We start from the raw sequence: 13,717 nt of genomic DNA, 5'->3' as shown, positions 1-13,717 counted from the left end.
CGGCGAGGAGTCAGCCCCGCCAGGCCGAGGTCACCTCGATGGCCTGCTGCGGGTTCAGCCGCGGGTCGCAGAAGCTCAGGTACTTGTCGCCGATGCGGTGCAGGTCGACCGTGTCCGAGACGCACTCGGTGACCGCGTCGGGAGTCGTCTCCAGGTGCAGGCCCGCCGCGACGCCGCCGCCCGTGCGCACCGCCTCCTGGAACGCGCGGACCTCCCGCACCACGGTCTCGACCAGGCGGGTCTTGAGTCCCTCGGGGCCTGAGACGGTGTTGCCGTGCATCGGGTCCGACAGCCACAGGACCGGATGGCCGGCCCGGGTGACGGCTTCCACCAGGGCGGGCAGCTTGCGCGGGGCGTTCTCGGCACCCATCCGTGCGATCAGGGTGAGTCGGCCGGGGCTGCGTTCGGGATCCAGGCGCTCGCACAGTCCGAGCAGTTCCTCGGCCGTCATGCTCGGCCCGACCTTGACGGCGACCGGGTTGGCCACGGCGGCGAGCAGGGCGACGTGGGCGCCGTCCAGCTGCCGGGTGCGTTCGCCCACCCACGGCCAGTGGGTGGAGGCCATCAGCAGCGAGCCGTCGGGTTCGCGTCGCAGCATGGGCAGTTCGTAGTCGAGCAGCAGCGCCTCGTGGCTGGTCCACACCGGCACGCCGTACTCCGGGCGACGGCCGGCGGTGCCGCGCCAGCCCAGGTAGTGCATGGTGTCGCTGGCGGCCCGGTAGCCGGAGAGCAGGTGGTCGGGGTCGGGGCGGCGCAGTTCGGGGTCGGGCTCGGGCCGGTTGACCATGTGGCCCCGGTAGACGGGCAGTTCGACGCCGTGCACGGTCTCGGTCGGGTTCGAGCGGGGCTTGCCGAACTGTCCGGCGAGCCGGCCCACCCGCAGCACCGGCCGGCCGGACGCGAGCTTCATCATCCCCGCGAGCACATCGAGCAGTGCCGTCTTGCGCGCGACGTCCTCGGGCGCCGCTTCGGCCGGGTCCTCGGCGCAGTCGCCGGCCTGCACGATCTGCAGATGGCCGGCCGCGGCCTCGCGCAGCAGGGACCCGAGGCGGTGCACGGCCTCGATGTCCACGAGGGCGGGCATGCGCCGCAGATGGGCTCGGGCCTGGTCAAGACGTGGGTGGTGAGCCCAGTCGGGCTGTTGGAGGGCGGGCAGGGAGCGAACGTAGGACTCAATGTCGGTCATCAGATTCCCTTGGCGGGCATGTCGGAGTCACTCCGGCTGATGGCGGGCTCGGCGTGTGTGAGGCGGCACGGGCTTCGTGCGTGTCGGCAAGGTGCCGGCCTGGTGGTGACGTGCGTCGTCCGGTGGGCTCACATCCGGGTTCGGACGGCGGACACCACTGTTGAGAGGCGCGTCCGCAGCCGCAACGCGATGACGCATAGTCCGTCGCAACCGGTCGTAGTCCGTCGCAACCGTTCGTAGTCCGTCATGTCGCATCGACATTCGGAAGTTGGTCATCCGTCAGGCCGAACCTGGCGGTGGCCGGAGGCTGTTGTGACGAATTCCGCCGAGTGTGACAGAGTCCGCCGCCCGCTCTGCGGGGCGACCGCGCTTGTGCCCAGAATGCAGCCAGTCCCCCCGCCCGGTGCCCGACCAGGAGGAGACCCGTACGACGGCGGATTCCCGCACTTCCGCTCCTACACGCGCGACTGGGCCGACGATCTGCTCGACAGCCTCGCCAGGGCGCCGCAGGTCGACTGAACCCGGGGCCGCTGCACGGCCCTTACCGGACCTGGCCGAAAGGAAGCTCTCCGATGCCCGCTGCCAACCCCCTCCTCGAACTGCCTTACGGCACCGTGCCCGGCCCCGACGAATTCCTCCGTGCCGCGATCCGCTGGCACTTCTCCAAGGAGACCGGGGCGCCGTTCTGGCTCGACCGCGTCGGCCGACTGGACTTCGACCCCATCGAGACCATCCGGACCTTCGACGATCTGAAACTCTTCCCGAACTTCGCCAACGAACTGCGGGACGTGCGCGCCGAAGACCTGATCCCGCGCGGCTACGGAGCCCGCCCGAAGATCGTCGGCGTCTTCGACAGCGGCGGCACCACGGGCGCGCCCAAGCGCGTCGTCATGCTCCAGGAGTGGGTGGACATGCTGCTCGCCCACAGCAACGCCCAACTGGACGCGCACGGCGTGCCGCGCGACGTGAACTGGCTGCTGGCCATCCCGTCCGGGCCGCACATGGTCGGTGCCTCCTTCCAGCAGATGGTCGCCCAGCGCGGCGGCCTGTCCTTCGCCGTCGACGTCGACCCGCGATGGGTGAAGAAGATCATCGCGCGGGGCGACCAGGGCGAGGCCGACGCCTACACCGAGCACCTCATCGACCAGATCCAGCATCCGCTGCGCTCGCAGGACATCGGTGTGCTGATGCTCACGCCGCCGGTGCTGGAACGGCTTTGCCGCCGCGACGAACTCGTCGAGCTGGTCCGGGAGAAGGTCAAGGCCATCATGTGGGTGGGCACCCAGCTCGACCCCGACACCCGGAACCTGTACCGCACCGAGCTGTTCCCCGACGCGGTGCTCTGCAGCGGCTTCGGCAACACCATGACGCTCGGTCACGTCACCGAGCGGCCCGGACTGGGCGACGACGACCCCTGTGTCTACGACCCGTTCTCGCCGTACATGACCTACAACGTCGTCAACCTGGAGGAGCGGCGGCCGGTCGAGTACGGCGAACGAGGCCGCGTCGTGATGCACTACGTCGGCAAGAGCCTGTTCCTGCCCAACAACGTGGAGCGGGACGAGGCCACCCGCATCCGCCCCCTGCCGGGCCAGGTCGGCGACTCGGTCGCGGACATCGCACCGGTGCGGGAGTTCGACGACGAGAAGGTCATCGAGGGGGTGTACTGATGCCGGAGGCCGAGCCGTACATGCTGGACGCGCTGGGCCCCCGGGGCCCGTACCGCGCGCGCAACCGCGATGCCGTCACCGACACGGCCGGCCTGGCGGTCGCCGAACTCAGCCTCGTTCCCAAGCTGTTCGTCACCCGGGCGCTCGCCGCGCTGCACCGGGCGACTCCGCTGCCGCGTGAGCGGCGCCTGGCCGCCCTGGCCCGCGCGGCCGGTGTCTTCCGTGAGGGCGTGGTGCACGGACTCACGTACGAGCAGTACGAGCGCACCGTCACCCGGGTCTCAGGGATCCCCCTGTCCGCCGTGCGCTCCGCCGCTGACGAGATCGCCGACTCCGCGCGCCGCGCCCTGGCCGGGGCCTACGGCGCGCTGCCCGGCGGTGCCGTGCTGGACTGGCAGGACGCGCGCACACGCACCGGCAGCGCGGTGTGGACACGGCGCGGAGAGGTGCTCGCCGTGAACGCGGCGGGCAACCACCCGGCGCCTCACGCCCTGTGGCTGGAGGCGCTCGCGCTGGGCTTCCGCGTCGCGATCAGGCCCTCGCGCCGGGAGCCGTTCACCCCGCACCGGCTGGTCGCCGCGCTGCGCACGGCCGGGTTCGGCGAGGACCACGTGGTGCTGCTGCCCACCGACCACGCGGTGGCCGACGAGGTGATCACCGGCGCCGACCTGTCGCTGGTGTACGGCGGCGACGACGTCGTCCGCCGGTACGCCGGCGACCCCAACGTCCTGGTGCAGGGGCCGGGCCGGGCGAAGATCCTGGTTACCGCCGGGACGGACTGGCGGGTCCACCTGGACACCATGGTGGACTCGATCGCGCACCACGGCGGCATGAAGTGCGTCAACGCGACCGCGGTCTTCGTCGAGGGCGATCCGGCGCCGGTGGCACATGCGCTGGCCGAGCGTCTCGCAGCACTACCCAGCCTGTCGGCCGACGACGAGAAGGCGGGCCTGCCCGTGCAGTCACTGGAGCGGGCGCGGGCCCTCGAACGGCATCTGCTGGAGCGGGCCGAGGGAACCACCGCACACCTCGGCGGCGGGGGAATCGTGGATGAACTCTCCGACGGCCAAGCGGTGTTGCGTCCGGCCGTCTTCGAGGTGCCGCATCTCCAAGGCGGCTGGCACGCCGTCGAACTGCCCTTCCCCTGCGTGTGGGTGGCGCCCTGGACCCGTACCGACGGGGTCGGCGCGCTGAGTGACTCACTCGTCGTCGGTGTGCTCGCCGACGGGGAGGTGCCGGACGCCGACGTCGAGTTGATCGGGGAGCTGGTCGCCGACCGGACCGTGGCCAACGTCTACGTCGGCGACCGCCCCACCCACTGGATGGACCGCAGCGTGCCGCACGACGGCTACCTCGGCGAGTTCCTGATGCGCAGCAAGACCGTCATCCGTGGTTGAGCGAGGCCGTGCGTCCTCAGCCGACCATCTCATTCTCAAGGAGCAGATCGTGCCTTCTGGTGACGCAATCGTCGGTACCGCGCCCGCGGCAGCGGCGGGTGAGTTCGCCCTGGGCGGTGAACTCGTCATCCACAGGATGGGGTTCGGAGCCATGCAGCTTCCCGGCCCCGGGGTTTGGGGCCCGCCGAAGGATCGCGCGCGGGCGGTCGCGGTGGTCCGGCGCGCGGTGGAACTGGGCGTCAACCACATCGACACCAGCGACTACTACGGCCCGTACATCGCGAACGAGATCATCCGCGAAGCCCTCCATCCCTACGACGACGACCTGATCATCGTGACGAAGGTGGGTGCCTTCCGCACCCCGGAGAAGGCCTGGCCGGCGGCGCTGAAGCCGGAGCAGCTGCGCAGGGCCGTGTACGACAACCTCCGTGGCCTGGGCCGTGACCACCTGGACGTGGTGAATCTGCGGATCGTGGAGGAGGGCGGCGGTCTCGGCCCGGACGATTCGATCGCCGAACCCTTCGGCGCGCTCGCCCAACTGCGCGAGCAGGGCCTCATCCGGCACCTCGGGGTCAGCAATGTCACCGCCCGGCAGCTGTCCGAGGCCCGTGAGATCGCCCCGGTCGTCTGCGTGCAGAACGAGTACAACGTCCTGCGGCGCCGCGACGAGGACATCATGCAGACCTGCGCCCAGGCGGGGATCGCGTTCATGCCCTTCTTCCCGCTGGGGACGTTCACCCTTCAGCACGAGAAGGACGTCGCGACGGACACGAAGGTGCCGCAGCAGGTGCCGCTGGACGCCCAGGCCATCCACGCCGTGGCGCGGCGTCGCGGTGCCACCCCCTACCAGGTGGCCCTCGCCTGGCTGCTGCAGCACTCCGCGAACATCTGCTGCATTCCCGGAACCTCCAGCCCCGATCACCTGGAGGAGAACATCGAGGCGGCCGGCCTGCGTCTGTCGGAGGTTGACGTGAAGGAACTGGACTCGCTCCACGGCGACGCCGAATGAATTCCCGTGAACGATTCGACGGAGGGTGCGGCCGGTGAGTCTGGGATTCTTCGCGGGTCAGAACAAGAACGAGGTCGTCATCGTTCCCCCCGGGGAAGGGCCGAGCAGGTGGGCATTCGGCGACCGGTACACCGTCAAGTCCGGTGAGCACAACACCGGGAAGTCGCTGTTCCTCATCGAGGCGCTCGTCCCGGAGGGCGGTGGCCCGCCGCTGCACGTCCACCACTGGGAGGAGGAGGCCTTCTACGTCCTGGAGGGCAGTGTGGAGTTCCGGGACAAGAACGGCACGCACGACGCCCCGGCGGGGAGCTTCATCTTTGTTCCGCGGGGTACGGAGCACGCGTTCAAGAACACCTCCGAAGAGCCCGCCAAGATGCTGTTCATGACGATTCCCGGAGGCAAGGAAAGGTTCTTCCTGAACGTCGGCGTTCCCGCGGAGGACGACACGCCGCCGCCTTCGGAGGAGCAGCGTCTGAAAGACGTGGCCTACGGCTATGAGATGGGCCCCGAATTCGGTGACGAGTACCTGGAGTAGCCCCCGGCACCGAAGTGGTAAAGGCACGTACGACTGATCCGACCGCCGATCTGGGAGTTTCAATGTCACGCAACGGAAAACAGCCTTCACGCCGTTCGGTCCTCGCTGCCACAGGCGCGGTGGCCGGCGTTTCCGCACTCGGCGTCGCACGGCCGGCCTCGGCCGCGGCCGCCCCGAGCCCGGCCTCGGCCGCCCCGAAGGTCACGCCGCAGGACGCGCCCCCCTTCGTCACCCCCGCGGTCCGCCCCGGGGACGCGCGGTACGCGGACCTCACCGTCGGCCTGAACCAGCGCTGGACCGCGGCGCCGAACCGAATACACCTCGTCTCCACCACCGAGCAGGTCGTCAGCGTCGTCGCGGAGGCCGCGGCGGCGAAGAGGCGGGTGTCGGTCCGCAGCGGCGGGCACTGCTACGAGGACTTCGCCTACAACTCCGCGGTCGAAGTGATCGTCGACATGTCGGAGATGAACCGCGTGTACTTCGACGCGGACAAGAACGCGTTCGCGGTCGAGCCGGGAGCCACGCTCGGCAAGGTCTACGACCGTCTGTACCGCGGCTGGGGCGTGACCGTCCCCGGCGGCATGTGTTACTCGGTGGGTGCCGGCGGGCACGTGGCCGGAGGCGGCTGGGGGCTGCTGGCCCGCCGCGACGGCCTGATCGTGGACCACCTGTACGCGGTCGAGGTCGTGACGGTGGACGCCTCGGGGACCGCCAAGGCGGTGGTCGCCACGCGTGACGACACCGGCCCCCTGCGGGACCTGTGGTGGGCGCACACGGGCGGCGGCGGCGGAAGCTTCGGGATCGTCACCCGCTACTGGTTCCGCTCCCGGACGGCCACGGGGACCGACCCCTCGGGCCTCCTGCCGAAGCCGCCGGCCGAGGTCCTCGTCAGCCTCATATCCTGGCCGTGGGCGAAGATGACGCAAGCGGACTTCACCACGCTGGTGCGCAACTTCTGCGCCTGGCACGAGGCCCACGGCGCCCCGGGGGACACCGGGGGACTGCTCTCCCTGCTCACCCTGAACCACATCTCGAACGGGGAGATCGCGCTGCTCACGCAGCTGACGGGGGACACCCCGAACGCGGACGCCGTGCTCAAGAACTTCCTGGACCAGATCACCCGGGGCATGTCCATCCCTCCCGAGACGCCGTCGGAGAACGGGAGTGCGGACGGGCCGCTCGCCAACTTCCTCGTGCCTCGGCGCTGGAGCTGGCTGAAGGCGACGCACTACCTCGGCACCAGCAACCAGGTGATGACGAACCCCGTGCTGCGTGGCGACGAGAAGTCCGCCTACCACCGCCGCGGCTACACCGACCGGCAGATCGCCGCCCTCTGGCAGCACTTGCGCTCCAACGACCTGGACAACCCGATGGCGCAGGTCGTCGTGAGCTCCTACGGCGGGCAGGTGAACGCCGTGGGGACGGCGGACACGGCGCAGGCGCACCGCGACTCGGTGTTCAAGGTGCTGTACCAGACCAACTGGACCGAGGCGGGGAAGGACCAGGTCAACCTCGCCTGGCTGCGCAGCGTGTACCAGGACGTGTACGCGGAGACGGGCGGTGTGCCGGTACCCAACGCCCAGACCTCCGGGTGCTTCGTGAACTACTGCGACATCGACCTCAACGACCCGCAGTACAACGGCTCTTCGGTGCCCTGGCACGACCTCTACTGGGGCGGCAACTACCGGCACCTCCAGCAGGTCAAGGCCTACTGGGACCCGACCGACTTCTTCCGGCACGGTCAGTCGATCCGACTCCCCTGACGCGGCCGCGCCATCGCAGATGCCCCGGGTTCAGCGGAACCCGGGGCATCTGCCCGTCGGGTTCACCGTGGAGCCGGCATGGACGCCGCTCGCAGCACGGCGTCCAGGAGCCCGGGAAAGCGCTGCTCCAGGTCGTCGCGGCGCAGGGTCAAGGTGTACTCGCGCCCGATCGCCTCCTGCCGGATGAGCCCTCCCTCGCGCAGGACCCGCCAGTGGTGGGTGAGCGTGGACCTGGGGACGCCGTCGAGCAGGCTCCCGCACGGCGTGGGGCCGGACACGGCGAGGGTGCGCACCACCTTGAGGCGCATCGGGTTGCTCAAGGCGGCGAACACGTCCTCGAGTTGGATCTGATCGGTCTTCGGGTGACGGAGTCCCATCACGCCATACTACGAACATATGCGAACCGTGCGTCCGTGGCCACACCGGGTCACGAGTCCGCCTTGCGATCCTCATCTCTACGATGGTACGAGTAGATACGTAACGTCAGCTGGCCGGTGCGGACGGCGATCGACCCGTCAGTGAGCACGCTCCCGGCAAGGAGTGACCGTGCTTCGCCATCGCCGCCGTCTTCACGCGGTGGTGGTGCGGGGTGCCCACCCCACCAACCCGCTCAGCACGAAGGTGAGGAAACACAGTGAAGCAACGCTCATCCCACCCCTCGGACGAAGCGGTCACCTGTGAGGTGGTGATCGTGGGTGGTGGTCCCGTCGGGATGCTGCTCGCCCATGAGCTGGCGCTGCAAGGCGTCCGGCCCTTGGTGGTGGAGAAGCTCCCGGTGCCCTCCGGGGTGTCGAAAGCCGGGACGCTGCACGCCCGCACCGTGGAGAGCCTGCATCGCCGTGGGCTGCGCGAAGCCGTGCAGCCGCGGCCGGTGCGCGGCCGACAGACCAGCGTCCCGTTCCACTTCGCGGGAATGTTCGACCTCGATCTCGCCGAGGTGAGCTCGGAGGGCCCCGTCATCGTCGGAAGCCCCCAGGCGTACGCCGAGCGCGTCTTCGCCGAGCGGGCCGAGGCGCTGGGGGCGAGGATCCTGCGTGGCCAGGAGTGCACGGGCGTCCACGAGGAGGAGGGCCGCGTCCGCGTGGACCTCCAGGGTGCGGACGGGACCCGGCATCACGTCACCGCACGGTGGGTGGTCGGCTGCGATGGGGTGCGCAGTGTCGTCCGCCGCGCCGCGGGAATCCCCTTCACCGGCACGCCCGCCACCGTGTCGGCGCTGATGGGGGAGGTGCGCCTGCTGGATCCCTGGAGCGCGCCGGCGGGCTGGCAGCGCACGCCACGGGGTTGGACCCTGGTGTGGCTGAACCCCGTCGGGCACAGCCGGGTGTGTACCTACGACTTCCGGGGCCCCGTGCAGGACCGCCACGCGCCCGTGACCTTCGAGGAGTTGCGGGAGGAGACGGAGCGCATCGCGGGTCGCCCCGTGCCGATGGCGGATGCCCGCGACCTCACGAGGTTCAGCGACGCGGCGCTCCAGGCCGAGAGCTACCGCCAGGGTCGCGTCCTGCTGGCCGGAGACGCCGCCCATGCCCACTTCCCCATGGGCGGGCAGGGTTTGAACACGGGCCTGCAGGACGCCATCAACCTGGGGTGGAAGCTCGCGGCCGAGGTCAAGGGGTGGGCGCCCCCCGGCTTGCTGGACACCTACGCCGCCGAACGGCGTCCCGTGGCGGCGCGCGTTCTGTACAACGTGCGGGCCCAAGTGGCACTCATGCACCCGGGGGTGCTCACGGACTCGTTGCGGGAACTGTTCCGCGAAACGATGCACCTGCCGCAGGTGAACCGGTTCCTCACGGGAATGCTCAGCGGCACCGACATCAGCTACGACGTGCGCGTTCCCGACGACGCCCTCGCCGGGACCTTCGCTCCGGACATACGGGTGAAGACCGCCCAGGGCTCCACGAGCCTCGCCGCCCTGCTGTCCGACGGGCGGCCGTTGCTGATCCACACGGTCCAGGCGGCCGGGCAGGCCGATCTGCTCGCGCCGTGGTCCGACCGGCTGTCCATCGTCGAGGTGGTGCCGGAGCCCTCCTCCGCGATGCAGGCTCCGGCGCTCCTGATCCGACCGGACGGCTACATCCTCTGGAGTTCGCCGGGACGGCGAGCACGGACCCCGGGACTGGTCGAGGTGGCCACGGAATGGTTCGGCGGACCGGCGTAGGGCGTGCCCGGGTTTCCGGCGGCCGCCGTACGCCACCCGTCGGGACACGGGGCGGCGTACGGCCGGGGGCGAGCCTCCTCTTGGTTCCGATCGGTCGCCGTGCCCCCCCCCGGGGGCGATGCCGGCCCGGGTGAGCGCGGTCAGACGGGTTCCTCGGGCACGGGCCCCAGCGTCCGGATCGCGACGTCGATCGCGGTGGTCAGACGCGCGAGGTCATGGCCGGCGCGCTCCCGTACCCGCAGTCCGAGCACCGTGGTGAACAGCAGTTCCGCGGTGGCGTCGATGTCGAGGTCGGTGGGCAGTTCGCCGTGGTCACGTCCTTCGGCCAGCAGCGACCGCAGTGCCTGCCGGGTGGTCTCGAAGGCGGCGTCGGTCCGCTGACGGACCTGGTCGTCGGTGGTACCGAGTTCGGTGGCCGTGTTGACCACGAAGCAGCCCCGGCCGCCCTGGCCGTCGGCCGGGCAGGTGACCAGCCACAGCATCCATTCCCGCAGCACTTCTCTGACCGGACGGTCACCCGCGTGCAGGCGCTGCCGGGCCTCGGTCGACTCGGTGGCCCGATAGTGGTCCAGCGCGCGCAGGAACAGCGTGTGCTTGTCCGTGAACGTTCGGTACAGGCTGCTGGGCGTGAGCTGCAGCTCGTCACCCAGATCGCGCACCGAGGTGGCGTGATAACCGCGTCTCCAGAACAGCTCGGTCGCCGAGATGACCGCGTTCTGCTCATTGAACTGTCGGGGGCGTGCCATGTCCTCACCTTACCCAGCTTGTGGAGCGATCGCTCCCATACTAGGCTTCCGTTATTGGGAGCGATCGCTCCCAATCGAATGAAGGGGACGGTACGGTGACGACCGCAGAACAGAGCTCATCCCAGGTGAAGGGCTTAGAGGCCCCGCAGGCGAATCACTGGCTGGCGGTCAGCGCGGTGGCCTTGGGGACATTCCTGCTGGTGAGCGCCGAGCAGCTGCCGATCGGCCTGTTGACCTCCGTGGGGTCCGCGCTGTCGGTCTCGGAAGGGACAGCCGGGCTGATGGTGACGGTGCCCAGTCTGGTCGCCGCGTTCGCGGCGCCGCTGGTGCCGATGCTCGTCAGGGGAATGGACCGGCGGATCCTGCTGCTCGGGCTGATGGCGCTGATGACCCTTTCCAACGTGGCCTCGGCCGTGGCGCCGAACTTCGGCGTCCTCGTGGCCTCCCGGGTCGTGGTCGGCGTGGCGATCGGAGGCTTCTGGGCCGTCGCCAGCGGCCTGGCCGTCCGGCTCGTGGCGGCCGAGAACGTACCGAAGGCCACCGCGATCATCTTCGGTGGTGTCGGAGCCGCGAACGTGTTCGGCGTCCCGCTCGGCACCCTGGTCGGCGACTTCGCCGGCTGGCGCGTCGCCTTCGCGGCGGTGAGTGCCCTCGCGCTCGTCGCGCTGGTCGCGCTGCTGGTCGTGCTGCCCTCACTGGTCGCCTCGCAGCCCATCCGGCCGCGTCTCCTGGCCGAGCAGTTCCGCAACCCCGGAGTGCGCATCGGCATCATCGCGACGATCTTCATCGTGTTCGGGCACTTCTCGGCCTACACGTTCGTGAGCCCGGCACTGCAGAAGCTGTCGGGCATCGACGAGGGCTACGTCGGTCCGCTGCTGTTCGGATTCGGTGTGGCGGGCATGATCGGCAACTTCGTCGCCGGCTCGGCGCTCTCCCGCAAGGTGCACCGGAGCGTGCTGGCCATCGCCCTGTCCCTGACGGTCGCGATGCCGCTCTTCGTGCTGCTGGGCCGGACGACGATCACCGGCATCATCCTGCTCATCGTCTGGGGTCTGGCCTACGGTGGCGTGTCCGTGGGCCTGCAGACGTGGATGATCAAGGCCGCTCCGCAGGCCGTGGAGGCCGCCTCCTCCCTGTGGGTGGCGGTGTTCAACCTGTCGATCGGCCTCGGCGCGCTGGTCGGCGGCGTCATCGTCGACGCGCTCAGCGTGCAGGGCGTCCTGTGGCTCGGCGGCGCCTGCGCCCTGGTGGCCGCCCTGGCGATCTGGAGCGCCCGCTCCAACGAGAGCGTGCGATGAGTGCCCTGTGGCCTCGACAGCTCTCGTCGTGCTGCGATCCCGCTCGGGTTGACGTCGAGCGATGAAGTCCGCCCCCGGGCCCGTTCACAGACGGTGTGAACAGGCCCGGGCCCGTTTGTCGCCGGTCAGGTGCGGGTGGCGGTGACGAGGTGGTAGTCGAGGAGGCCGGAGCGCCAGGCGGGGAGGAAGTTGCGGGACCAGTGGGAGGTGGGGACGGCGTCGGCGAGGTAGCGGTCGAAGCCGGGCCAGACGTGCTGGCCGATGGAGTCGGTGGTGATGTCGGTGAAGCCGGCGTCGGTGAGGTCTGTGGTGAAGGTGTCGAGGGGGTGGGCGATGTCGAGGCTGTCGGCGAAGCTGGCGAGGAGGATCTTGAGGCGTTCGGCGACGTCGGGGCCGGGGGCGCTGAAGAAGGTGGTGACGACGAGTCGGCCGCCGGGGCGCAGGACGCGGGCGGTCTCGTGGGCGAAGCCGGTGAGTTCGCGGAAGTGCTGGGCGGCCTCGACGGAGTAGACGCCGTCCAGGGAGCGGTCGGGGAAGGGGAGTTCGTCGGCCGAGCCGAGGGTGTAGGCGAGCCGGTCGGGGAAGGTGGCCAGGGCTCTGGCGTTGACGGCGCGGGCGCGCTCGATCTGGTCCGGGTGGATGTCCACGCCCGTCACCGCCGCGAAGCGGAACTCCCGCAGCGCCAGCGCCGCACCCAGCCCGCGCCCGCAGCCGACCTCCGCCAGCCGCAGCTGCACCCGCGGCTCCGGGAAGGCCCGCAACACCCGCCGGTAGAGCTGCTCCTGGCTGTGCACCCGGTCCTCGGAGGTCGGGGCGGTGAGGTCGATCCCTTGCCAGTCACCGAAGTTGATGAATCCGCCGGCGAACGACGGGGCGGTGCTGAGGTCGTCGGCGCCGTAGGTCCGGCGTACCGTCGGGGGGATGTGGTTGTGGTCCATGGGCCGCGGGGTCTCCTGCTCGATGGGCGTCCGGCGGTCGGGCGCGCCGGGGTACGTACCCAAACCTGTGCTGGTGCGAACACGTTACGTGACGGTCCGGGGTCGCCGGCCGGCGCGGCCCGGGAAAAGCGCTACCGGGCCGCGCGGACCGTTCGCTACAGTCCGCCGGGAATCCAACGGTGATCAGGACCGAGAGGGTGCGGGGCGGCGTGCGAATGGGGCGGGCGGCGGCCGTGGCGGTCGCGGCGGCGGTGCTGGTCGGCTGCCAGGGCGGCGGAACGGGCGGCGACGGAACGACCGGCGGCGGGGCGGTCGCTGACGGCGCGACGCAGACGCCGGGCCCGGAGGAGAAGGGCCCGGACGCGGCCCTCACGGCCGCGGCCGAGGTGATGCGGAAGGCCGGGAACGGCACGTTCACGCTGGCCACGCCGACCGGACGCGGCCTCGCCCCCGGCTCCGGCGGGCTCACCTGGAGCGGACCGGACGCCGCGATCGAGTACACCCAGGACGCCTCGGACACCGGGCTGCGCACCCGGGTGGTCGGGGCCGAGGCCTACCTGGGGCTGACCGAGCCGACGGCCGCGACCGCCCCGCCCGGGCCGCGGTGGTGCAAGGTGGGCGACATCCCCTGGCGGGCGTCCCCGAACAACTCCACCCTGCTCCTCCTCTCCCGGGTGATGAACCCCGTCGCGCAGCTTGACGCGGCGCGGACGGCGGGCGCCTCCCCGGGCGCCGTCGAGACCGTCGACGGCGCCCGGCTCACCCGCTACCGCGCGGTCGAGGACGCGAAGGCCGTCCTGGCCACCATCCCCGGCCTCGACCAGGGGGACGAACCGGGCCATCGCACCACCGGCTTCCGCAACGCCCTGCAGAAGAGCGGTAGCCTCACCGTCGACCTCTGGCTGAACGACCGGCGGGAACTCGTCCGCTACCGCGCGTACGGCGAGAAGGAGGGGCCGGACCAGGCGGTCGTCGTCAACTACGCGAACCTGGGCGGCGGCCCGGCGCTCGCGG

The 13,717-nt window shown here is 70.6% G+C and carries 12 protein-coding genes and 1 pseudogene; 9 read left to right on the top strand and 4 right to left on the bottom strand.

What is annotated here, in order from left to right:
• Nucleotides 1-10 precede the first annotated feature (10 nt).
• Complete coding sequence (locus J0670_RS03320; RefSeq protein WP_207809408.1) at nucleotides 11-1,186, bottom strand: 3-deoxy-7-phosphoheptulonate synthase; 1,176 nt, start codon at nucleotides 1,184-1,186, stop codon at nucleotides 11-13.
• Between the two features lie 381 nt (nucleotides 1,187-1,567).
• Between J0670_RS03320 and J0670_RS03315 the strand changes: the two genes are divergently transcribed.
• The 6 genes from J0670_RS03315 to J0670_RS03290 all read left to right on the top strand — a co-directional run bounded on the left by J0670_RS03315 (nucleotide 1,568) and on the right by J0670_RS03290 (nucleotide 7,560).
• The gene (locus J0670_RS03315; RefSeq protein ID WP_207809407.1) at nucleotides 1,568-1,705 is read left to right on the top strand and encodes a hypothetical protein; all 138 of its coding nucleotides are present in this window, start codon (nucleotides 1,568-1,570) and stop codon (nucleotides 1,703-1,705) included.
• Nucleotides 1,706-1,758: 53 nt separating this feature from the next.
• Nucleotides 1,759-2,856: a phenazine antibiotic biosynthesis protein gene (locus tag J0670_RS03310; RefSeq protein WP_207809405.1), complete on the top strand. Its 1,098-nt coding sequence runs from the start codon at nucleotides 1,759-1,761 to the stop codon at nucleotides 2,854-2,856.
• A complete protein-coding gene (locus J0670_RS03305; RefSeq protein ID WP_207809404.1) occupies nucleotides 2,856-4,253 on the top strand; it encodes an aldehyde dehydrogenase family protein in 1,398 nt (465 codons plus the stop codon). The genes J0670_RS03310 and J0670_RS03305 overlap by 1 nt, the downstream gene beginning before the upstream one ends.
• Before the next feature lie 49 nt (nucleotides 4,254-4,302).
• Complete coding sequence (locus tag J0670_RS03300) at nucleotides 4,303-5,262, top strand: oxidoreductase (RefSeq protein WP_307806362.1); 960 nt, start codon at nucleotides 4,303-4,305, stop codon at nucleotides 5,260-5,262.
• A gap of 34 nt (nucleotides 5,263-5,296) precedes the next feature.
• On the top strand, nucleotides 5,297-5,797 hold the full coding sequence (locus J0670_RS03295) for a cupin domain-containing protein (RefSeq protein ID WP_207809402.1): 501 nt from the start codon (nucleotides 5,297-5,299) through the stop codon (nucleotides 5,795-5,797).
• Between the two features lie 62 nt (nucleotides 5,798-5,859).
• Nucleotides 5,860-7,560 (top strand): FAD-binding protein, encoded by a 1,701-nt coding sequence (locus tag J0670_RS03290; protein WP_207809401.1) that lies wholly within the window; start codon nucleotides 5,860-5,862, stop codon nucleotides 7,558-7,560.
• Nucleotides 7,561-7,622: 62 nt separating this feature from the next.
• Here J0670_RS03290 and J0670_RS03285 read toward each other — a convergent pair whose 3' ends face one another.
• Entirely contained in the window at nucleotides 7,623-7,937 is a 315-nt protein-coding gene (locus tag J0670_RS03285; protein WP_207809399.1) for a helix-turn-helix transcriptional regulator, read from the bottom strand.
• A gap of 257 nt (nucleotides 7,938-8,194) precedes the next feature.
• On the opposite strand from J0670_RS03285, the gene J0670_RS03280 reads away from it, so the two are divergent.
• Nucleotides 8,195-9,721, top strand: a complete 1,527-nt coding sequence (locus tag J0670_RS03280; protein ID WP_207809396.1) for an FAD-dependent monooxygenase — start codon at nucleotides 8,195-8,197, stop codon at nucleotides 9,719-9,721.
• 140 nt (nucleotides 9,722-9,861) lie between these two features.
• On the opposite strand, the gene J0670_RS03275 is transcribed toward J0670_RS03280, so the two are convergent.
• A complete protein-coding gene (locus tag J0670_RS03275) occupies nucleotides 9,862-10,467 on the bottom strand; it encodes a TetR/AcrR family transcriptional regulator (RefSeq protein ID WP_207809394.1) in 606 nt (201 codons plus the stop codon).
• A 95-nt stretch (nucleotides 10,468-10,562) separates the two neighbouring features.
• Between J0670_RS03275 and J0670_RS03270 the strand changes: the two genes are divergently transcribed.
• Nucleotides 10,563-11,765 carry an MFS transporter gene (locus J0670_RS03270; RefSeq protein WP_207809392.1) on the top strand — a complete coding sequence of 401 codons (1,203 nt, stop codon included), beginning with the start codon at nucleotides 10,563-10,565 and terminating at the stop codon, nucleotides 11,763-11,765.
• A 125-nt stretch (nucleotides 11,766-11,890) separates the two neighbouring features.
• On the opposite strand, the gene J0670_RS03265 is transcribed toward J0670_RS03270, so the two are convergent.
• The gene (locus J0670_RS03265; protein WP_207809391.1) at nucleotides 11,891-12,703 is read right to left on the bottom strand and encodes a class I SAM-dependent methyltransferase; all 813 of its coding nucleotides are present in this window, start codon (nucleotides 12,701-12,703) and stop codon (nucleotides 11,891-11,893) included.
• 209 nt (nucleotides 12,704-12,912) lie between these two features.
• Between J0670_RS03265 and J0670_RS03260 the strand changes: the two are divergent.
• A pseudogene (locus J0670_RS03260) lies at nucleotides 12,913-13,717 on the top strand (hypothetical protein); the annotation flags it as partial.

Source organism: Streptomyces sp. FH025, from assembly GCF_017427025.1.
Classification (GTDB): Bacteria; Actinomycetota; Actinomycetes; order Streptomycetales; family Streptomycetaceae; genus Kitasatospora.
This window is presented reverse-complemented; position numbering and strand designations above follow the sequence as displayed.